Raw genomic sequence first — 19,387 nt, forward strand, 5'->3', positions numbered from 1 at the left:
TCACAGAGCGAAAAAAGAGAAAGGAGGAGGGAAATGAACGAACTAGAAAGAACAGCCCTCAATGAGATATTGAGGACTGTGACATATATTGCTGAGAAGTTGGATGAGTTAGAGTTGACCACGGCTTTCTTAAAAGGTAGCGTAGATGCTTTGAAACTTAGGACTGACCAGTTTGTTTCTGACCCAAGTTCGCAAGAGCATTGAGCGATTCGGGGTTTTTAATCATTTCAGGGAGTATCAAAGCTAGCATACGCTCTTCCATAGTTTGTTCTGGTTTAGAGTGTTTAGCAACCTGTTCAGCTACCGTGTCAATAATAGTCGCATTATTTTGAGCGATAAGATCCATGATGGCATCTAATTTATTATTTATAGTTGTCAAAACAGATGTATCTATATTTGATGAAGAGAGAGTTGAGGTATCAGACTGGTTCTCAAAATCAAAAATTTCAATCGTTTCCTTTAGTCGTTTTATTGCAGTGTTAGCTTTGTCTAAATCATTTGTCGCATATTTTATAGCTCTTAAAGTGGTGACATCAAATGGGATAGAGCTTCCTTCTTCTATGATAGGAATGACAAGTTTACCAAGTGCTTGACGGTACCCAAATTCATAGAAAACATTTGCATTGTGACCAGTCATATCAGCTATTACTAGGTCAGCAGTCTGTAAATATTCTATAATCGTTTGGTCGATTCTATCTACTGTAGGTAATGAGTCAACACGAATAATGTCAAACTCGTCTTGCGAAAGAGCTGGTGTGATAATGTAATTTAGTACAGTATCAGAGTGTTTCCGAATTTCAGAGTTATCTTCTCCAATAGGACAAACGATAAAACAGGTTTTTTTAGACATAAGATTTCTCCAATCATTTTATTTTGATTATACCATATTTGAAAAAGGGGTGAGGAAATGAGACCTAAACGACATCCGTATAGTAGGAAAAAAGAGTCCACTTTTGTAAAGGCAGACAATGAGTTAGTTGAAAAACTTTTAAGAAACACTAGTTATCTTGACAGTTTACTAGCTGAACGAGTATAGAAAAAATAAGGAGGTAGGAAGGTGCAAATCTATCTGTATCAACTAAGAAAAGAAAAAGGTATTACACAGAAAGAATTAGCCAAAAAACTTGGTATTTCTGAAACAGCATATCGTCAGAAAGAGAAGGGACAGAGCGCTTTTACTCAGGATGAAATGTTTTTCTTGCGTAGCTTTTTTGATAAACCTTTGCAAGATATTTTTTTACCAAGAAAGTCACCAAAACGGTAACAATATATTTAAAACCTAAAAAAGCGCCTGACGGAAATCAGGCGCATACTTAAATAATTAAAACCATTATATCACAAAAATGCTTGCCCGCATAGTTGAGAGGATGTAAAAAATGGAAGGTATAACATTACAATTACGATTGGATGGCGAAAGTGCTGAATTGTTCACGAATCAATTATTGGCCTTTGCTGAAAAGCAGGTCAAGGAGAAGTTAGAGAATGATCGTATGCCAATCAATCAACAAACTTTGATGAAGAAGTTCGGCTTTACGCATGGATATGTGAAGCAGTTAGAACGCAAAGGATTAAGATTTCGTAAGCAAGGCAAAGATACTATGTATGATGTCAATGATGTTTATGAAATTTTAGAATTAGAAAAAGAAGTACGAAAATTAAGAGCGTAAAGGAGAACAAAATGACAGAACCAGCTTTATCAAGCCAGTTGCTTGGCCTAGTGGCAATCTTTATTGGGATCTTTATCCTAATGTTACTGACTGCCAAAAAAGAAGAAGCTGAACAAAAAACAGTGATCATCATTGAAGAGGCAGAAGATTTCAGAGAGGTTGCACGAAGAAATCTAAAAAACTGTGATAGGGGATTCACCTACGATTCCCAACCACCTGTCGGACTTCCTTCAACGATTAATGACGTGCCTCAAGATTTTAGAGTATGCATCGAAGATTATGACAGACTGGCTAGCGACTATCAGGATGAAGCAAGAAAGAATGATATTCTAAGAAGTCAAAATGCGAATCTCTTAGAAGAAAATGGGCGCTTACTCTACAAAGAAATGACCATAGATTTTCGTCAAAATCCAAGAAAATGGAGGGCGAAGACATGAGTGTTAGTCGCAGTATGAACGAGTTAGAAATTCGTGTATTGAACATGATTATCAATTGTGCGACCTTCGACTTACCAATCCAAGCCAGTGAAATTCGCTTAGAAACTGGACTCTCAAAACGTAAGGTAGAAGAAATCATTGAGAGTCTGCGTGTTAATTTTGGCCATCCTATCGTAGCTAAGAAGATGAAGCCGAACGGATACTACTTGCCACGAAGTGAGGAGGAGCGCCAAGCTGGCCTTGCTCCTTATCGCAGACAAATTTTGACCGAGCAAAAGAATCTTGCTGCAGTGATGACTGTGGATTTGAAGAAGTATTGGGAGGATAGCGCATGAGTGAAGATTTTAGAATACCACCTCATGACTTAGTAGCCGAGCAGTCGGTTCTGGGTGCAGTCTTTATCTCACCAGAAACGATGACGTCACTTGCAGACGAATTGATTCCAGAGGATTTCTACAAGCCTGCCAACAAGATCGTATTTAAGACCATGTTGTCTCTGTTTGAAAAAGGTGAGCCAATCGATGCCACCACTATGGTATCAGCTCTTACTAATCAGGGTGACATCTCAAATATTGGGGGTATCAACTATGTTGTCGAGCTAGTAAACTCAACTCCGACATCAAAGAATGTGGAGCATTATGCGAAGCTTGTAAAAGAAAAGGCTACGCTCCGAAAAGTAATCGCTGACTTGTCGGATTCGTTATCTAGTGCTTATCAAGGCGATGTATCGATTGGTGAGATCGTTGCTAAAACAGAAAAATCTCTACTGGATATCAGTAATCAAAATGCAGGGACAGGATTTCGCAATGTGGCCGATATTCTTGATACCCATATGCAGATAGTCGAGACTCGCTCGCAGACAGATGGATTTGTAACAGGTCTATCTACTGGCTTTGTCGGATTGGATAAGATTACAACAGGCCTTCATGAAGGGAATCTTATCATTCTTGCTGCTCGTCCAGCTATGGGTAAGACGGCATTGGCTCTGAATGTCGCTAAGTACGTAGCAACCAAAGGAAGAAAGCCTGCAGTTATCTTCTCTCTTGAAATGGGTGCAGAGGAGTTGATCGAGCGTATGTTAGCATCAGAGGGCATGGTTCCAGCTTATCATCTCAAGACTGGGAATTTGAGTACGGACGAATGGAAACGGCTTGTGCAAGCTCAAAATAATCTCTATGATGCGCCTATCTTTGTAGATGATACTGCTGGTATTCGGATTTCAGAGATACGCTCAAATGCTCGAAAACTCGCTCAAGAAATGGGCGGTCTGGGTGTCATCATCATTGACTACTTGCAATTAATTACTGGTGCCAAGGGTGAGAATCGTCAGCAGATCGTTTCTGAAATCTCAAGGGAATTGAAGATACTTGCCAAGGATTTGAAAGTGCCTGTCATTGCCTTGTCGCAGTTAAGTCGTGCAGTTGAGCAGAGACAAGATAAACGACCGATGCTGGCAGACTTGCGAGAGTCTGGCTCGATTGAGCAAGATGCAGACATTGTAGCGTTCTTGTATCGTGAGGCTTACTACCAGAAAGAGCAAGCAGACAGTCAAGAATCGAATAATGTGACGGAGCTGATCCTGGAAAAGAATCGGCATGGTAGCCTAGGGACAGTGAAGTTGTATTTTCACAAAGAATACACAAAATTTTCAAGTGTGGAGGGGTAGATGGCAGAAAGAAGAATGGTCAGCAAGACCATAATGCAAACACAAAAATTTTTAAGACTACCGCTTGAAACTCAAGCTTTGTATGTTCATTTGGTCATCAATTCAGATGATGACGGAATTGTCGAAGCATTTCCAGTCGTTAGAATGATTGGTGCCAGCGAGGACAGTTTAGGCCTATTAGTTATCAAGCAGTTCATAAAGCCACTTAATCAAGACATGGTCTATTTCATTACGGATTTCAACGAACAAAATAAAATTAGACCAGATAGACACAAGCCTAGTATACACAGGAATTTAGCTATTCAACAACTTGGATTAGAAGTTGATGGAAGTAGATTGGTTGAGCCTGGAAAGGTAGTTCTAGAGCTTACTGAAGAAGGTCAGACAGTTGACGGACAAGTGACGGACGAATGTCCGCATAGTATAGGTAAGTATAGTATAGGTAAGTATAGTATAGGTAAGTATAGTATAGGTAAGGGTAGTATAGATAATATCCCTTACAAAGAAATTATCGATTATCTTAATTCGAAGACAGGAAAGAAATATAGAGATAATGTTCAGAAGAACAGATCTCTGATTAAGGCTAGATGGTCTGAAGGATATCGACTAGAAGATTTTAAACAAGTCATTGATAATATGGTTAAGGATTGGTCAGGTACGAAGTACGCGAAATACTTGCGACCAGAAACCCTATTTGGAACTAAGTTCGATGGTTATTTGAATCAAGGGAATGTTGTTAATCGTGAGAAGAAAACAGACGAAAGGCTAGGTTTTTAGATGAAACAGTTTAAACAATTCAGAACTAGAACGGTTCTTGATGATGTCTGTGAAATCCATGGATGCCATCTTTGGTCTGTTAAAATTCCAATCAAGGGAAAGGTTGAGGAAATCAGTCAATGTCCCGAGTGTGAGAAAGAGAACATTCGTCTCTTTGAAAAGCAGTTGAATATGGAATCTGAGGTCAAGAGCAAGCTCTCGGATACTTACGAAGTCTTTTCTCGCGATAGTATCGTTTCAAGCAAGCTGGCCAGTAAGTCACTACATGACTATGAGATTCGTGTTGATATCGATGAAAAGGCTGTGAATTTTGTGAAGCGGTTGGAGCGCTACTACGCTAAAGGTGAGACTGGCAATGCTATCATCACTGGACCTTCTGGTGTTGGTAAGAGTCATCTGACCTATGGCTTTGCTCGATTTCTCAATGAGCAGTTCAAGTCTTATGATGAACCGAAAAGCGTGCTCTTTGTGTCGGTTGTGACCTTGTTTGATAAGATTCGTGAAAGCTTTGAGTTTGACAATGGTTTTTCAGAAGCTAAGATGGTCAAGCTACTGTCTGAGGTTGATTTTCTCTTCCTGGATGATCTTGGGAAAGAGAGTCGCAAGGCTGACACGAGGCGTAATGAATGGGCGCATCAGATATTGTTCAAGATCTTGGATAATCGGACCAATACGATTATCAATACGAATCTGAGTAGCGAAGAGATTAAAGAGCTTTACTCGGATGATTTTGGGAACGGTGCTCTATCAAGTCGAATTTTTGAAGGAGCGACAGGCAGATGCTTTGTGTATCCAGCTGGGATGAAGGATAGGAGGTATTGATGGAAGATATACGGATACTAGATGCGTGCTGTGGATCTCGAATGTTTTGGTTTGATAAAAAAGAACCACATACGACATACATGGATAGACGTGAAGAAGAATTTGAAATTCACAAAAAGAAAATCAATGTAAAACCAGATATTGTTGCAGATTTTCGAGATATGCCATTTGACGACGAAACATTTAATCTTGTTGTGTTCGACCCACCTCATCTTCTATGGGCTGGCCAGAAATCATTCATGCGTGCTCAATATGGACAATTAGATTTACTGACTTGGAGGTTAGATTTACAACAAGGTTTTGAAGAATGTTTTAGGGTTTTGAAAACAGGAGGAACACTTATTTTCAAGTGGTCTGATGCTCAAGTAAATGTTAAGGAAATTTTGGAATTAGTCCCCCAAACTTTTCTGTGCTTCTTTATCGGTTACTCATTCGTGGAATGTATAGCAGGAAAGGACAAGAAAGATGATCAATAATGTAGTGTTAATTGGGCGCTTAACTCGTGATCCAGAATTGCGATACACGCCGTCAAATGTTGCAGTTGCAACCTTCAATCTTGCAGTCAATCGAAATTTTAAAGGTGCGAACGGAGAGCGAGAGGCAGACTTCATTAATTGTATCATGTGGCGTAAGCAAGCTGAAAATTTTGCAAATTGGGTTAAAAAGGGTGCTCTTGTAGGAATCACAGGTCGCATCCAGACTCGTAGCTATGATAATCAGCAAGGTCAACGTGTCTATGTGACAGAAGTTGTTGCCGAGAATTTTCAAACTCTTGAAAAGAAAGATAATTCTGCAAACCAGTCGAGCATGGAAAACCAGATGCCACCAAGTTACGGACAAGGCGAGCCAATGGATATTTCAGATGATGATTTGCCATTCTAGGGAGGTAGAACAATACCAAAACCTAAAACGTATGTATTGTACAAAGGCGACAAATTAATAGGGATAGGGACAGCTCAGGAGTTGGCTGAATTAACGGGTGTATCAGTTAGCACGATCCATTACTACAACACCCCTACCTATCAACGTCGCACCAACCCCGACAGGGCTAGACGATTAATTGCCATTTGAAGAGGGCAGACATCGATGAGGTATTTGAATGAACTATACTAAACAAGCCTTGATTGACGAAATGAAACGATCAATCAAGAGAAACGAAGAAAAAATAGCCGAGTATTCGAAGCCGTGCGATGCACGGAAGAGACGGATTAGAGCGCTGGAACGGGATTCATTGAGAAAGAGGAATGAAGAATTAAGACGGAAAGTGAAGGAGTTGGAAAATGAAAGTACAACGATTGATTGAGAAGTATAAAGGACTTGAAGGGATATGGGATGCCGAAGGAGCAGAACTAGCTCGCCAAATTTTTCTGCAAGACTTGCAACAACTAGACGAACCGCAACCAGTCAAAGTACCTCAGTTTGTGGCGGAATATATAGAATTTAAAAAGAAAAACAACTTCCATGTTTATGGAGCGATGAGAGTGATTGAAGATCATTACGACAAGAGAGTTCCTGAGTGGTTTTACGAAGGCAATATCGAAAAATTCTGTCTTGCTTGGATTTTCGGCTACGAGGTCGAGGAAGAGAAGCGGTATTTGGTGAAAGTGAAAGGTGTTAATGGATATGGTTGCTATCTTAATAAAGGTTTATTATCCAAAGAATATTTTTTTGAATCAAAAAACGAAATCGGTGGGTGCAGAACCAAGCACACTCGTAAACAATTAGAAGATGACGACTTCGGCTGGGTATTTGATTGTGAGGGGATTGAGATTAAGGAGGTGGAGAAATGACAGTTGAACAATTCCTTCAATCGTTATCATACCTTATGTGGGCTTCATATTGGTCAGTAATTTTTTATAAGTTCTTTAAAAATAATAAAAAAAATAATAAAGATTGAGGAGGTGGAGTGATGGAAGAAATGAAAAGAGATTTTGCAGGTAAATTGTACAGAAAAGCTTGTGAAATTGCAGAATTTTATGAAGAGCAGATGGATAGCGAAGACGATAACGAGGTGTTTGATATTGAGGAGTGTCTGGTGGAGTTATGTCAATTAGTTTTTGATGAAATGATTTTTGTTGAAGCAGCAGTATCAATGAAACGCTACGCAACATTGCCGACAGACAATCCTCACGTTATGAGTGAAGCAAGGAAAGAACTACCTTTTTAAACCAAGTAAGGAGGCCTCAGAATGAAACGATTCATCACGATATGGATTCTTGTCTCTGCTGGATTGAACATCTGGCAGATGGATAAAATCCGGAATCTGGAAGAGAAGAAGCCAATGGTTATCTACACGGCTGATAACGTAGGCGCTGAGATATTTGGTAAGGTCGTTGAGAAAGGACGACACGGCAAGCTATACACGCTTACCATTCGTGACTATGGTGTGTTCGTGGTTACGAAGGAAGTGTATGATAATGTGAAAGTTGGGGATGAGGTGATGTTGTGAAAATTCGATTTAATGGAAAGTATAACTTTTTCTTAACTCAATTTGTCCATTTTATTGTATTGGACTATCTCTGGAAGATACTTGAAATTATTATCTTAGGTGGAGTGAGAGGGAACTTGCCGGATTCCATAATACTCGCTCTGATTTGTGTCTATATTGCATGGATTTTAGATAAGGAGGAATAAAACAGATGACTACACTAGAAAACGTAAAACAATGGTTTATTGACCGTGATTTAGAAAACGGTGGGCGGTTAGACAAGCAGTCACTTAAATTGAGTGAAGAATTTGGAGAGCTATGCGCTGGTTATCTCAAGAAGAATGAGAAACTGACCAAGGATAGTATCGGAGATTGTGCAGTTGTGATTGTCGGTCTTGCATTACTGATTAAGGAAGATGTCAATCAGATTTTTAAAACATCAGAAAATGATAGAGATGTAATGACATGTTTTAGTTTTTTGAGTAGAAATATAAGCGATTTTCAGATTAACCAAGACTTATTTTCTAAAGATTTCTGTAAATTAAGTTTGATACGTACAATCAGATGGTTAAAATCGATCAGTACTGCACTAGGATATGACTTTGATGAATGTTTTGAGTTAGCCTATCAAGAAATCAAAGACCGTAAAGGTCGCTGGATCGATGGCTCATTTGTCAAAGAGGAGGATTTACAGTGAAAGCATTGGGTGTTTTTATTTGGGCAATATTTGGAGCCATCGTAACAGCATTCATTATCCAGTACGGATGGAATGAAATCATGGTAACAATCATTCCAGTTAATAAGATTTCTTTTTGGCAAGCATTTGGGATGAATGTGTTTCTATCTTTTATTCTCCCTACACCACATAGAAAAGAAGATGAAGATTATTTAAAAACTGTGATGATAGGTGTTTTAAAAGCTATAATCGTTACATTTTTCATCTGGTTAGCTAGTTCGTTTATCTAAGGAGGATTTGTGATGAACAAAATAATAGGAATACTTGAATTTAAGGATTTTGATGCATTGGTTGGTGGGAAAATTATGCCTGCATATCTTCGAAGCACTAATCCAAATGTGCCAACTACAAATAAAAATGAGGCCATGAAGGTTACGAAAAGTAGGTACAGGAAAGAGTTCTCTGACAAATATATCTTCAGAAAGGTAGGTGAAACCGATGAATGACAACGTAAACAGACCAAGCCACTACCAAGGCTCAAAAGGTCTTGAAAGTATTGAAGTGATTGATAACTTCATTGGCAATTTGCCAGGTAAAGCAGCGTGGTGTTGGGGGAATGCTATTAAGTATTAGCTTCGATTCCAGAAGAAAAACGGTCTTGAAGACCTGAAGAAAGCACGTAAGAACCTTGATTGGTTGATTGAGGAGATGGAACATGAGAATTAAGACATCAAATGGATCCATCATCAACGTTGACAAAATAAAACGTAGCATCACAATTGATGGTGTTGAGTATGGTTCAGATTGTCGAGCGCTGGTCTCTAAGCATAGAGATGGGACAGGGACTATTACATTAGTATTTGAAGGAAAAATGATTTGAAAGATGCAAGGAGATTTTCAAGATGCAGATAAGATTGAAAGAACTTAGAGAGGACCTATGTCTCTCTGTTGGGCAAATGGCAAAGGAAACAGGTGTTTCACAAAATACAATTCATTTGTATGAGCGAGGTGGATATCCGTCCATCAAGCAAATTGAAATGATCGCTAAAACATATGATGTGAATCCTGCTTGGTTAGTCGGGTGGATAGATGATGAAATGATGCCTGGAATCCAGGTCGTTGAAAAAGTGGTCTACAAAGAAAGTCCAACAGCAAGATTGCCAGATTATTTTAACAACAATAACGACGGTAAGATTATCAAGTGGGTTAAAACTAAAAGATAAATAGGAGGTAAGGTTTGGTCAAAAAGAACTTAACAAAAGCACGAAGGGATTATCTCGAGTTTGAACTCGATGATAAATATTTAAAGATTGACAGACTTATCGGCCAACGAAGGCATGAGCTAGAACGATTGTACGAGGTTAAGCATCTTACTATTCCCGGCATTGACGATACTGGAGCAAGTGGAAGTGGGACATTCGTCAACAGGTCAGAGAACCTAGCGGTTGCTTATGCAAGTGATCCTATGATTTTAAGATTAGAAAATCTCCAAAATTCTATCTCCCAATTACTAGAAAATCTAGAACCAGACGACAAAAAAATCTTTTATCTTCGCTGGGGAGAACATACTGGATATGACTGGATTCAAGTTTGGCATATCATGGAGAATGGAGAAACAGGTTACTTGTATAGGCATAGCAAGCAGATCTATAGAAGACGCGAAGTCATTCTTGATACACTTGCAAATTTGCTCTTTATGTAAAGTTGTCAAAAACACATATAGAATTGACAAAAAGAATGTGGTAAATTAGTATCATGAACAAAAGCAGAGAGAAAACCTCTGCTTTTTTTGTGCATTAAAAAAGGAGGTGAGGATATGTGGTAGTTGTTGAACCAATCAGAAATAGAGATGATGTTCAGCTTATGATTGAATACCTGACGTTTCATAGTGCAGTTAAAGAGTCGGATAGACAACGTAACCTCATGCTCTTTCTGTCTGGCGTTAATCTGGGATTTCGGATTGGAGATATCGTTAAACTAAAAGTAAAGCACGTTAAAGGCTGGCATGTCCAGATCGTTGATGAAAAGACAGACAAGCCAACTAAACGAAAGATGCCAAAGAAATTCAAGAATGCCATGAGGCAGTATATCAAAGACAAGAAAGATGAAGACTTCCTCTTTCCAAGTCGAAACGGAAAGCACCAGCACATAAAACCTAACACAGCTTATAAGATTATAAAGAAAGCTGCTGAAGAAGTCGGACTGGAAAACATAGCGACTCACTCGATGAGAAAGACCTTCGGTTTATTCATGTATGAGCAAACTAAAGATGTTGCTCTGATAATGGACCTACTGAACCACTCAAGCCAGAGCATTTCACTACGATATATTGGCAAAAACCAAGATTCACAAGACAGAGCCATGACGAAGTTTCAGGGCTTTTAATTTTTTTATTTTAACATCAATTCATTGTTTTGAGGTTATGATGATTTCATTTCACACATACAGGATAAACGCTTGATAAATCTGAGTTAAAACTCATGTAGCGAATTCATTAGAATATGTAAAACAAGGAATTGAGAGAACGAAAACAAAGGAGACTACAAAGTTATGAAAGGTATTTTTAAAAGACTATTTAATAATAGAACCACTAAACAAAAACCATTAGGAGAAATTGTAGTTGGAGTCGAAATTGAAAATTGTTCAGAATTAAAAGAGCTAACTCAAGAATGTTGTGAAGCACTTGAACACTTGAACAATTGTATTGACAAGCTAAATAAATTCGAAGTCAAAGCATCAACATCAATAATCAAATGATTGAAGTTTCAACCAGAGCTGACCGAACAGAGTTTTATAATTCAAGTGACTGGAGAGAACTACGCAAGCTTGCACTCGAACGTGATCACTACGAATGTGTTTGGTGTAGAGGAGAAGGCAAGGTTACAACTGAAGATCTCGAGATTGACCACATCAAGGAGTTAGAGTTCTATCCAGAGTTCGCTCTTGATTTAGATAACCTTAGAACGTTATGTAAAGAGTGTCACAATAAGAGACATGAACGCTTTCAATTCCGAAAATCTAAAAAAATGCAAGAAAAGAATTTCAGGACCGATGAATTTTGGGGAGAATAACACCCCCCGGTCAAAAAAAATCCAGTATTTTTAAGGTTTTGGGAACCGGTGGGAGGGGTCAACTGTCCAAATTTTTAACAAAAAATTAAAGGGGGTGGGGGGTAATGGAAGAATACTCAGAAAAAAATATAAAAGAATTAGAAAATCAGCTACTTTCTAAAATAGGCTATTTTAGTCCTAGAAAAAAGGATGCGATCCAGTACGAAAAAGTGAATCGTTATCTTTATCTCGTCAGACTGCTCTATGAGCTGAAAGACAAACTTCATGAAGATGGATTGGTCATCACTGTCCACAATGGTCAACAGAGATTCCAAAAAGCGAATTCTCTCATCAAGGAAATCAACACAACAAGCAATCAGCTTTTAGCTATTGAGCGGTCGTTTGATTTTGAGGTGGAAAACTCGCCTGTTGAGAAACCTACGTCTGGAAGTGACTTGCTATGATTTCTCATCCGCTGGTTGATGACTACATCAAAATGGCCGAAAGTGGAGAAATCGTCGTCAACAAAGAAAGAAAGCTGCTGTTTAAAATAATCAAGGAGAAAATCTATCCTCGTGATGATTTATATTTTGACAATGACTTGATTGACAAGTTCATTCGTTTTGCAGAAAAGAACTTTTTCCCTCTAGCCAAGTACCAACTTTTCTTGACTCCGTTTATCTTTCTTTTTCGGAAGGAAGACGGGGAGCCACATTTCGACGAGTATCTATACACACTCGCTCGTGGTGGTGGTAAGAATGGTTTTATGTCTGCCAGGTCATCGTTCTTTATCAGCCCTATCTACCCTATCAGAGACTATGATGTTACTATTACTGCAAACTCTGAGAAACAGGGGAAGGTTTCCTTTGAGGAGGTTTATGAGACTGTTCAAAGGCGTGGTCTTGAGGATCATTTTTATCTAACTAAAATGTCTATTACAGGTCGAGCGAACAACTCGGTCTTTTCTTTTCGGACGAATAATCCAAAAACGATGGACTCTGCTCGTGATGGTTGTCTTGAGTTTGATGAGATTCACCAGTTTGAAGATGATAAGGCTGTGAAGGTTCAACGGTCTGGTCTTGGTAAGATTGCTCATGCTCGGACTTTCTACAACGGGACGAATGGATATGTGCGTGAGGGATTCTATGACAAGCTGATAGAGAAGTCTATGCAAATCTTGAATGGAGAGGTTGATGATTTTAGGCTGTTTCCTTTCATCTGCAAGTTAGACAGTGCGGATGAAGTGGACGACATGAAGAATTGGCCAAAGGCAAATCCGATGTTGGATGAAAGCACGCCTTACGCTAAAAGGCTCCTTGCAAGAATCAAGGCTGACTATGACGACCTTGAGTTGGAGCCGTCTGGCCGTCAGGAGTTCATGACTAAACGAATGAACCTTCCTGAAGCAGACCTTGAGAAAGATGTCACCTCTCGAGAAAAGCTAGTTGCTTGTTTGCGTTCTCCTGGTATTGACTTGAAAGGTCGTTCATGTGTGGCTGGCTTTGACTATGCGAGTATTCGAGATTTTGCAAGTGTCGGTTTATTATTTAAAAACGGTGATGACTTCATTTGGAGACAACACTCATTTGCACGAAAAGCGTTTTTGAAAGCTTTCAAGCTAAAAGCTCCTATTCAGGAGTGGGCAGATAAAGGACTATTTACGATTGTGGATGGTCCGAGTATTGATCCTAGGCTTTTGATTGCCAAGCTTGTGGAATGGAGAAATCTTTATCAGATCGAGCTTGTATGTGCTGATGGCTTCAGAATGGACTTGTTGAAACCACTTCTTGAAGAAGCAGGGTTTGATTATGAGTTTTTGAGAAACCCAGGAGCGATTCAATCCAAGGTGGCGCCAACCATCGAAGATGGATTTGAAAATGAGCGTTTTATCTTTGAGGGTGATAACTCTATGATTTGGTATACGGATAATACCTACGTCAAAGAGGACAAGGATGGCAATAAGCGTTTCTTGAAGAAAGAACCTGTCAGAAGAAAGACGGATGGTTTCCATGCCTTGATTGCTGCTCTTTACAAGAGGGAGTTAGTGCAAGAGTCGAATGTCGGGGAATTTCTCGACATGATCGATAGCTGGGAGTTTTAATAATTGGGTGGGTGGTCGGCAGAAATTAAAAGAAAGGAGGACGAACCTTGGGATTGCTGAATTTGTTTAAACGCGAAACACCAAATGCTAGTTTTGAATTTGAAGAGCTGGAGCGAATATTTGGGAATCTACAATTAAAAAGTTTGGCTGTCGATAAGTCTGCTGAGTTTGTTGCTCGGATTTTTGCTAAGTCAGAGTTCAAGTATCTCGAAAAGGGAAAAACAAAAAAATCTGATTGGGATTACTTGTTAAATGTTAGGCCAAATAAGAACGAGTCAGCTTCTGAATTTTGGCAAAAAGTTGTTTATCGTTTGATTACTAAGAATGAAGTTCTAATTTTTCTTACTGATGATGATCAGCTGCTTGTCGCAGATTCCTTTACAAGAACTAAATATGCTGTTTATGACGATGTATTTGAGTATGTATCTTGTAGGGGTTATACTTTTGAAAAAAGATTCAGGATGAGTGAAGTGATTTTCTTGCAATATAACAACAATCGACTGCAAGAGTATGTATCTGATTTATTTTCAGACTATGAGAAACTTCACACTCGTCTAGTCGAAGCTTTGGCGAGAACGAATCAAATCAGGGGGACTCTTAGTACGAGAACAAACGGGAGTTTCAATGATGAAATGCGCAAAAAACTCCAAGCCTATGCTGATGGACTTTTTAAGTCATTTAGCACCAAAACAATTGCGATTGTTCCATCGCAGGACGGAATGGAATACACTGAGCATACGAATACAACAGGGACTTCAAATATCTCTGTTGACGAGTTGAAGAAACTGCGTCGGCAATTTGATGATGAGGTTGCTGACATCTTAGGGATTCCAACTGCTTTAATTCATGGCGACATGGCCAATCTGGAAAATAGCCAAAAAATGTTTAATAGTTATTGCTACCAATCACTCGTTAAGAAAATGAGTGATGGGCTTAATTTCGCTTTAGTGTCAAGACAGGAATACGAGCGCAAGAATCTATTTGTAATCATTGGCGAAGGTCAGAGAGACAAGTTTGCACTCGCTGGTAGCATTGATAAGCTTATATCTTCTGGAGCGATGACTCGAAACGAGGTGCGCTCCGAACTTGGTTTAGAATCTGTCCCTGGTGGCGATAAATTCCTCATCACCAAAAACTATCAACTTGGTGAACAGTTAGAGAAAGGAGGTGAGAAAGAAGATGAAAGTAATTCCGATTAAGGGTACGATTGTATCAAACAGCGACAAATGGCTTTACGATTGGCTTGAGTGGGAGGCTACAGCTCCTAAAGATATTGTTCTTCCTGAAAATGGAGAACCGATTGAGGTTCATATCAATTCGGGAGGAGGAGATGTTTATGCTGGTAGTGAAATCTATACTGCTCTACGCTCGTATCCTGGTGACGTGACCGTGAAGATTGTCGGCATTGCAGCAAGCGCAGCAAGCGTGATTGCAATGGCAGGAGATACGGTTGAAATCAGTCCGACCGCCCAAATCATGATCCACAATGTCTCAACGCAAGTAAATGGAGACCATAACACCCTGCTTCATGAAGCTGGGGTACTAGAAGGGTTTAACAAATCTATTGCTAGTGCCTATGTTCATAAGACTGGCAAGGCTCTTGATGACTTGCTTGCTTTGATGAATAAGACTACCTGGTTTGATGCCGAGTCAGCTTTGAATCATGGATTTGTAGACAAGATTATGTTTACAAATGAAGTCGCTCCGACTCTAGTAGCGAGTGAAACTCCTATGATCCCAAGTGATTTTATCGAGAAAATGAGGTCGGCAATGACACCAGATATTGACAAAATCGCAGAACTGGTAGCTGACAAGCTAGAAGCTAAACTACCAGATATACAAATTGAAAAAGAGGCTTTCGAAAATAGTGAATTTGTACAGAAGAAATTCAATCTTCCAGAAAGTCCAGAAAATAGCACAAACAAGGCTGTACCTAAAGGGTTCGGTCTTTTTATGTTTTAAGAAAGGAAAAAACAGAATGACAATGAAATTATCTAATCAATTTGAAAAACAACGTCAGGCATTTTTGAATGCTGTTACAAATGGTGCACCTCAAGAAGAACAAGCAAAGCTTTACAATGACATGATTGAGTCCATGACAAATGAAATGATGGCTCAAGCTCGTGATGCTGCTCGTGAAGAAGTTTCAGCTTTGAATCCATACGATGCCAAACTTACTGCAGAAGCTCGTGAGTTCTTCAATGACATTGAAAAAGTTGCACCTAAAGGAGTCGAAAAACTCTTCCCACAAGAAACAATTGACCGTATCTTTGAAGATATGGTTAAAGCGCGTCCATTGCTTCAACATATCGGTCTTAAAAATGCCGGCATCCGTTTAAAATTCCTCAAGTCAACACAGACTGGACAAGCTCTTTGGGGGAAAATCAATGGAGCAATCCAAGGTCAGTTGAAGCAAGAATTTAACGAAGAAGAATCTATCCAAAACAAATTGACTGCATTTGTAGTCATTCCTAAAGACTCTGAAAAATTCGGTCCAGCTTGGTTGCAAGCCTTTGTTTCTGCCCAAATCACAGAAGCATTTGCAGCAGCACTTGAAGCCGCATTCTTGAATGGTGATGGGGATGACAAACCTATTGGGCTGTCTCGCACTCTTACGGGAACTGCATCAGGTGGTAAAACAACTTATGCTGAGAAAACAGCTGAAACAACTAAGTTGACTTTTGCCGATTCAGCTACCGTAGTCAAAGAATTGACAAAGGTTTATAAACATCATTCTGTGAAAGCAGATGGAGAAACCCCAGTCGCAGTTGAAGGTAATCTTGTAATGGTTGTTAACCCAGCTGATGCTTGGGATGTGAAGAAGCAATACACTTCGTTGAACGCCCAAGGTGTATACATTACTGCTATGCCTTACAACCTTATCTTAGTCGAGTCAGTAGCACAAACGTCAGGTAAAGTTACTACATTTGTTAAAGGTCGTTACGATGCATTCGTAGGTGGTGGAATTGAATTTGGTCGCTTCACAGAAACGTATGCTTTGGAAGATTTGAACCTTTACACTGCTAAGCAATTCGCTTATGGTAAGGCTCATGATGAGAAGACAGCTGCAGTCTGGACCCTACAACTTCCTCAAGCTTAATCTCGGAGTTGAGTTATGACTACGGAAGAACAACTTCATCCACTCCTTAAATCTTTCAAGGAGCGGATGAAGATTTTTCATAATGGAGAGGATGAAAATATCTCCAGGATATTGGAAAGTTCTGAGGCCTATATTCTTAAAACTGTTGGCAGTCAAGATATTTCTGATCCACGGATTAAGGAATTAGTTCAAGAACGTGCACGATACGTCTACAATGACCAAGTCGAGTTCTTTTATGAGAACTTTCAGGGGGATTTGATGATGCTATCTCTAGAAAATTACGAACCGGAGGAAAAACATGATTAAGGTTTTAAAAGAATTTTACGATCTCAAAGAAGGGGTATTTCGTTCTGTTGATGAAGAATTTGAAGCGACAAAAGAACGCTTTGATGAAATCAATGAGGCATTACCTGAATTTGTAAAATGGTTAGGAGATCAGGAAGAAGTAACAACGTCTGATGTCTTATAATCGCCCCAGCTTTCGCTACAAAAAGCCAGAGGCTCAAAATGGAGATTTAAGAACCCCCTTGACTTTCTATACTTCTCAAGTTGAAGAGGGAGTTGATGGCCGTGATGTGAGTTACAAGAAGGCTTTTTATACAATGGGGCAAGTTTATTCGCCTAGCATGAAAGATATTGAGATTGCTAGTGGTAAGTCAATGAGAGCAAAAATGACTCTGAAAATTCGTGATCCTTTAGCAGATTATCAACCAGAAAATCAACATTTCGTTGAAGTGGAAGATATTCGCTTGACTAACAAGAAATGGCAAATAATCGATATACGTCCTGATTTTGACAATCGGGATTTTTTGATAGTCATAATTGGTGGTGGTCAAGATGTCTAGTGGTGCAGAATTGAAAGGCTTTGATGACGTTCTGAGAAACCTTGAAATGCGCCTTGGAGATGCAAAGGTTAAGCGTGCAACTAGTCGAGCGTTAAAGGCAACTGCAAATGAGACTCTGGAAGAATTTAAAGGTGCTTTAGAAGTCTTTAAAGACACAGGAGAAACCATTGAAAGCGCGACTACTGGACGTGTGACCGGTCTTCCTGTCGGCGTTCCAGTCATTAAGATTGGATTTGGTGAAGGTTCACGGTGGCGCTTAGTTCACTTGAATGAGTTTGGATATAGAAAGAATCAACATCCAAGAGGGTTCGGTGTTATTAGACGATTTTCAGAATCAAATGCTCAGAAATATAAATATCGTATTGCTAACCACTTAAAGATTGAGGGATTTAGATGATTAAAGATAAACTAACCGAACTCTACAATGCTTTGAAAGAAGATAAGACTTTAGCTAGTATTAGTATCAAGTCATTTGAACGCCCTGAAACTTTATCAAATGACAAGACAAGTATTGTCATTAGACCTGTTGGTTCACCAATGCAAGCAGTAAGTGGCAGTGATACAAGTTTAGCAAAGGTTTTTCTCTATCAAATCAATGTAGAGTCAAAAAACCGTGTGGAGTGCAAAGAACTCCAAAGAAAAGTTGAAAAGATTATGGAAGAACAGGGATTCTATCAAACTACTGGTGGTTTGGATGAATGGATTCCAGAAATTAAACGCTATGTAGATGCCCGAACCTACAAAGGTCGAAGTGCTCTATATGAAGAATACTAAAAAAAGAAAGAGGTGCTATAAATGGCATTAGTTGGTTTTAAACGCATGACAATTCGTGTGTTGGATGGGAACGCTACTCCGACACTCGGACAAAACCTTTTCGTGATCGAAGGTAAAACTGGTGAAGGTGCGACTCGTACTGCTAAGATTTCAGGTCTTGCAAGTGATCCGGTAAAAACATATGGTAGTGATGTTGCTTACCACGTATCAAACCGTGGTGTGGGCGATGTGAAGATGGAAATGACTGCGGTTGATATCCCTTCAACGGTATTGGCTAAGATCCTTGGACACCAAGTGAAAGATGAAATCATTGGTATCGGTGCTGACACTACTGCGCCATTCTGCTCAGTCATGCTTGAATCTAAGACTGCAAATGGAACTCAGGCGCAAGTCGGATTCTTTAAGGGTCAGTTCTCAATGGATTCTGAAGAGCTTGAAACACTTAAAGACAAGCAAGAAGAACTTCCAGATGATAGCTTGAGTTTTGCTGCAATCGCGAGTGATGATGCTGAAACAGAAGGTCTTTACTACGTGAAATATATTGGTAAGGATGATGCTAAGCTCAAAAAATTCAAAGGTCAGCTTAAAATGGTTGCTGCAGGGTAGGAAGAGGGCGCAAGCTCTCTTTTTATCTTTTTTCTAGAAAGGAAAGTATATGGCAAAGGTTAAATTTTTAATTAAAAACGAAAAGGGTCAGGACGTTCAAAAGACGAGTAAGGAAATCACTACTAAAGACTATCGTGACTACCTGATTCTCAATGAAGCACTATCTTCTGATTTGTCTGAAGTTGAAAAATTAGACAAGCAATTAGAATTCATCGCCTCATTGTTTGAAGACTTGGAAGTGGAAGAACTGTTGAAATACACAGATATGGCTGATATTTTCGCAGTATTCACAGACATTTATTCTCATTTGGTAGGTGATGTTGACCCAAAGGAGAAAAAATAAAGCCAAGCGAAGCATTAAAAAGATTTTATAGATTTATCAAGCAAGCAACTGAAGGGCCATACAGCATGAGTATTCGGGATGTAATGGATACTAGT

General features: G+C 39.3%; 35 protein-coding genes and 1 pseudogene. 35 read left to right on the forward strand and 1 reads right to left on the reverse strand.

The features are described 5' to 3' along the window. The first annotated feature begins 33 nt into the window (after positions 1-33). Positions 34-204 carry a hypothetical protein gene (locus tag AB2B50_RS08080; protein ID WP_320692559.1) on the forward strand — a complete coding sequence of 57 codons (171 nt, stop codon included), beginning with the start codon at positions 34-36 and terminating at the stop codon, positions 202-204. On the opposite strand, the gene AB2B50_RS08085 is transcribed toward AB2B50_RS08080, so the two are convergent. Continuing rightward, a complete protein-coding gene (locus AB2B50_RS08085) occupies positions 158-850 on the reverse strand; it encodes a hypothetical protein (RefSeq protein WP_320692558.1) in 693 nt (230 codons plus the stop codon). The genes AB2B50_RS08080 and AB2B50_RS08085 overlap by 47 nt on opposite strands. 207 nt (positions 851-1,057) lie before the next feature. Between AB2B50_RS08085 and AB2B50_RS08090 the strand changes: the two genes are divergently transcribed. From AB2B50_RS08090 to gpG, 34 genes and pseudogenes are all read left to right on the forward strand, one after another. Then, positions 1,058-1,264, forward strand: coding sequence for a helix-turn-helix transcriptional regulator (locus AB2B50_RS08090; protein ID WP_050202003.1), 207 nt, complete (start codon positions 1,058-1,060; stop codon positions 1,262-1,264). A gap of 112 nt (positions 1,265-1,376) precedes the next feature. Next, on the forward strand, positions 1,377-1,667 hold the full coding sequence (locus AB2B50_RS08095) for a hypothetical protein (RefSeq protein ID WP_054368745.1): 291 nt from the start codon (positions 1,377-1,379) through the stop codon (positions 1,665-1,667). An 11-nt stretch (positions 1,668-1,678) separates the two neighbouring features. Continuing rightward, positions 1,679-2,104 carry a hypothetical protein gene (locus AB2B50_RS08100; RefSeq protein WP_320692557.1) on the forward strand — a complete coding sequence of 142 codons (426 nt, stop codon included), beginning with the start codon at positions 1,679-1,681 and terminating at the stop codon, positions 2,102-2,104. Beyond that, the gene (locus AB2B50_RS08105; protein ID WP_320692556.1) at positions 2,101-2,439 is read left to right on the forward strand and encodes a hypothetical protein; all 339 of its coding nucleotides are present in this window, start codon (positions 2,101-2,103) and stop codon (positions 2,437-2,439) included. Before AB2B50_RS08100 ends, AB2B50_RS08105 begins: the two co-directional genes overlap by 4 nt. After that, positions 2,436-3,770 carry a replicative DNA helicase gene (dnaB, locus tag AB2B50_RS08110; RefSeq protein WP_320692555.1) on the forward strand — a complete coding sequence of 445 codons (1,335 nt, stop codon included), beginning with the start codon at positions 2,436-2,438 and terminating at the stop codon, positions 3,768-3,770. Before AB2B50_RS08105 ends, dnaB begins: the two co-directional genes overlap by 4 nt. Next, positions 3,771-4,547 (forward strand): conserved phage C-terminal domain-containing protein, encoded by a 777-nt coding sequence (locus tag AB2B50_RS08115; protein ID WP_320692554.1) that lies wholly within the window; start codon positions 3,771-3,773, stop codon positions 4,545-4,547. It abuts the gene before it with no gap. Further along, positions 4,548-5,369, forward strand: coding sequence for an ATP-binding protein (locus tag AB2B50_RS08120; RefSeq protein ID WP_320692553.1), 822 nt, complete (start codon positions 4,548-4,550; stop codon positions 5,367-5,369). Beyond that, positions 5,369-5,845 (forward strand): class I SAM-dependent methyltransferase, encoded by a 477-nt coding sequence (locus AB2B50_RS08125; protein WP_320692552.1) that lies wholly within the window; start codon positions 5,369-5,371, stop codon positions 5,843-5,845. The genes AB2B50_RS08120 and AB2B50_RS08125 overlap by 1 nt, the downstream gene beginning before the upstream one ends. Continuing rightward, a complete protein-coding gene (gene ssb / locus AB2B50_RS08130; RefSeq protein WP_320692551.1) occupies positions 5,835-6,251 on the forward strand; it encodes a single-stranded DNA-binding protein in 417 nt (138 codons plus the stop codon). The genes AB2B50_RS08125 and ssb overlap by 11 nt, the downstream gene beginning before the upstream one ends. Positions 6,252-6,649: 398 nt before the next feature. Continuing rightward, a complete protein-coding gene (locus tag AB2B50_RS08135) occupies positions 6,650-7,159 on the forward strand; it encodes a DUF1642 domain-containing protein (RefSeq protein ID WP_320692550.1) in 510 nt (169 codons plus the stop codon). A 119-nt stretch (positions 7,160-7,278) separates the two neighbouring features. Then, positions 7,279-7,536 (forward strand): hypothetical protein, encoded by a 258-nt coding sequence (locus AB2B50_RS08140; RefSeq protein ID WP_320692549.1) that lies wholly within the window; start codon positions 7,279-7,281, stop codon positions 7,534-7,536. A 21-nt stretch (positions 7,537-7,557) separates the two neighbouring features. Then, complete coding sequence (locus tag AB2B50_RS08145; protein ID WP_320692548.1) at positions 7,558-7,818, forward strand: DUF1372 family protein; 261 nt, start codon at positions 7,558-7,560, stop codon at positions 7,816-7,818. Positions 7,819-8,008: 190 nt separating this feature from the next. Continuing rightward, positions 8,009-8,494: a MazG-like family protein gene (locus AB2B50_RS08150; protein WP_320692547.1), complete on the forward strand. Its 486-nt coding sequence runs from the start codon at positions 8,009-8,011 to the stop codon at positions 8,492-8,494. After that, positions 8,491-8,763, forward strand: a complete 273-nt coding sequence (locus AB2B50_RS08155; RefSeq protein ID WP_320692546.1) for a hypothetical protein — start codon at positions 8,491-8,493, stop codon at positions 8,761-8,763. The genes AB2B50_RS08150 and AB2B50_RS08155 overlap by 4 nt, the downstream gene beginning before the upstream one ends. 12 nt (positions 8,764-8,775) lie before the next feature. Then, the gene (locus AB2B50_RS08160; protein WP_320692545.1) at positions 8,776-8,979 is read left to right on the forward strand and encodes a hypothetical protein; all 204 of its coding nucleotides are present in this window, start codon (positions 8,776-8,778) and stop codon (positions 8,977-8,979) included. Continuing rightward, positions 8,972-9,199, forward strand: a pseudogene (locus tag AB2B50_RS08165) (DUF3310 domain-containing protein). The gene AB2B50_RS08160 and the pseudogene AB2B50_RS08165 overlap by 8 nt, the downstream one beginning before the upstream one ends. Continuing rightward, entirely contained in the window at positions 9,189-9,353 is a 165-nt protein-coding gene (locus AB2B50_RS08170) for a hypothetical protein (protein ID WP_212574046.1), read from the forward strand. The pseudogene AB2B50_RS08165 and the gene AB2B50_RS08170 overlap by 11 nt, the downstream one beginning before the upstream one ends. A 22-nt stretch (positions 9,354-9,375) precedes the next feature. After that, positions 9,376-9,696 (forward strand): helix-turn-helix domain-containing protein, encoded by a 321-nt coding sequence (locus AB2B50_RS08175; RefSeq protein ID WP_320692544.1) that lies wholly within the window; start codon positions 9,376-9,378, stop codon positions 9,694-9,696. A 14-nt stretch (positions 9,697-9,710) separates the two neighbouring features. Continuing rightward, entirely contained in the window at positions 9,711-10,175 is a 465-nt protein-coding gene (locus AB2B50_RS08180) for a hypothetical protein (RefSeq protein ID WP_320692543.1), read from the forward strand. Between the two features lie 116 nt (positions 10,176-10,291). Then, complete coding sequence (locus AB2B50_RS08185; protein ID WP_320692542.1) at positions 10,292-10,858, forward strand: tyrosine-type recombinase/integrase; 567 nt, start codon at positions 10,292-10,294, stop codon at positions 10,856-10,858. Positions 10,859-11,023: 165 nt separating this feature from the next. Continuing rightward, positions 11,024-11,230, forward strand: a complete 207-nt coding sequence (locus AB2B50_RS08190; RefSeq protein ID WP_320692541.1) for a hypothetical protein — start codon at positions 11,024-11,026, stop codon at positions 11,228-11,230. Continuing rightward, complete coding sequence (locus AB2B50_RS08195; RefSeq protein WP_320692540.1) at positions 11,227-11,544, forward strand: HNH endonuclease; 318 nt, start codon at positions 11,227-11,229, stop codon at positions 11,542-11,544. Before AB2B50_RS08190 ends, AB2B50_RS08195 begins: the two co-directional genes overlap by 4 nt. Before the next feature lie 104 nt (positions 11,545-11,648). Next, positions 11,649-11,987 carry a hypothetical protein gene (locus AB2B50_RS08200; RefSeq protein WP_320692539.1) on the forward strand — a complete coding sequence of 113 codons (339 nt, stop codon included), beginning with the start codon at positions 11,649-11,651 and terminating at the stop codon, positions 11,985-11,987. Next, positions 11,984-13,624: a terminase TerL endonuclease subunit gene (locus AB2B50_RS08205; RefSeq protein ID WP_320692538.1), complete on the forward strand. Its 1,641-nt coding sequence runs from the start codon at positions 11,984-11,986 to the stop codon at positions 13,622-13,624. The genes AB2B50_RS08200 and AB2B50_RS08205 overlap by 4 nt, the downstream gene beginning before the upstream one ends. Before the next feature lie 47 nt (positions 13,625-13,671). Continuing rightward, a complete protein-coding gene (locus AB2B50_RS08210) occupies positions 13,672-14,823 on the forward strand; it encodes a phage portal protein (RefSeq protein ID WP_320692537.1) in 1,152 nt (383 codons plus the stop codon). Next, positions 14,804-15,586 carry a head maturation protease, ClpP-related gene (locus AB2B50_RS08215; RefSeq protein WP_320692536.1) on the forward strand — a complete coding sequence of 261 codons (783 nt, stop codon included), beginning with the start codon at positions 14,804-14,806 and terminating at the stop codon, positions 15,584-15,586. The genes AB2B50_RS08210 and AB2B50_RS08215 overlap by 20 nt, the downstream gene beginning before the upstream one ends. 16 nt (positions 15,587-15,602) lie before the next feature. Beyond that, complete coding sequence (locus AB2B50_RS08220; RefSeq protein WP_320692535.1) at positions 15,603-16,724, forward strand: phage major capsid protein; 1,122 nt, start codon at positions 15,603-15,605, stop codon at positions 16,722-16,724. Between the two features lie 15 nt (positions 16,725-16,739). Next, positions 16,740-17,030 carry a head-tail connector protein gene (locus AB2B50_RS08225; RefSeq protein ID WP_320692534.1) on the forward strand — a complete coding sequence of 97 codons (291 nt, stop codon included), beginning with the start codon at positions 16,740-16,742 and terminating at the stop codon, positions 17,028-17,030. After that, positions 17,023-17,193 carry a hypothetical protein gene (locus tag AB2B50_RS08230; protein ID WP_320692533.1) on the forward strand — a complete coding sequence of 57 codons (171 nt, stop codon included), beginning with the start codon at positions 17,023-17,025 and terminating at the stop codon, positions 17,191-17,193. Before AB2B50_RS08225 ends, AB2B50_RS08230 begins: the two co-directional genes overlap by 8 nt. Then, positions 17,183-17,569 (forward strand): phage head-tail adapter protein, encoded by a 387-nt coding sequence (locus AB2B50_RS08235; protein ID WP_320692532.1) that lies wholly within the window; start codon positions 17,183-17,185, stop codon positions 17,567-17,569. Before AB2B50_RS08230 ends, AB2B50_RS08235 begins: the two co-directional genes overlap by 11 nt. Beyond that, positions 17,562-17,966, forward strand: a complete 405-nt coding sequence (locus AB2B50_RS08240; RefSeq protein ID WP_320692531.1) for a hypothetical protein — start codon at positions 17,562-17,564, stop codon at positions 17,964-17,966. Before AB2B50_RS08235 ends, AB2B50_RS08240 begins: the two co-directional genes overlap by 8 nt. Beyond that, positions 17,963-18,343, forward strand: coding sequence for a hypothetical protein (locus AB2B50_RS08245; protein WP_320692530.1), 381 nt, complete (start codon positions 17,963-17,965; stop codon positions 18,341-18,343). Before AB2B50_RS08240 ends, AB2B50_RS08245 begins: the two co-directional genes overlap by 4 nt. A gap of 21 nt (positions 18,344-18,364) precedes the next feature. Further along, positions 18,365-18,949, forward strand: coding sequence for a major tail protein (locus tag AB2B50_RS08250; protein WP_320692529.1), 585 nt, complete (start codon positions 18,365-18,367; stop codon positions 18,947-18,949). A gap of 49 nt (positions 18,950-18,998) precedes the next feature. After that, positions 18,999-19,292 carry a phage tail assembly chaperone G gene (gpG, locus tag AB2B50_RS08255; protein WP_261202840.1) on the forward strand — a complete coding sequence of 98 codons (294 nt, stop codon included), beginning with the start codon at positions 18,999-19,001 and terminating at the stop codon, positions 19,290-19,292. Positions 19,293-19,387: the final 95 nt, after the last annotated feature.

The organism is Streptococcus fermentans (genome assembly GCF_040888305.1).
Classification (GTDB): domain Bacteria; phylum Bacillota; class Bacilli; order Lactobacillales; family Streptococcaceae; genus Streptococcus; species Streptococcus fermentans.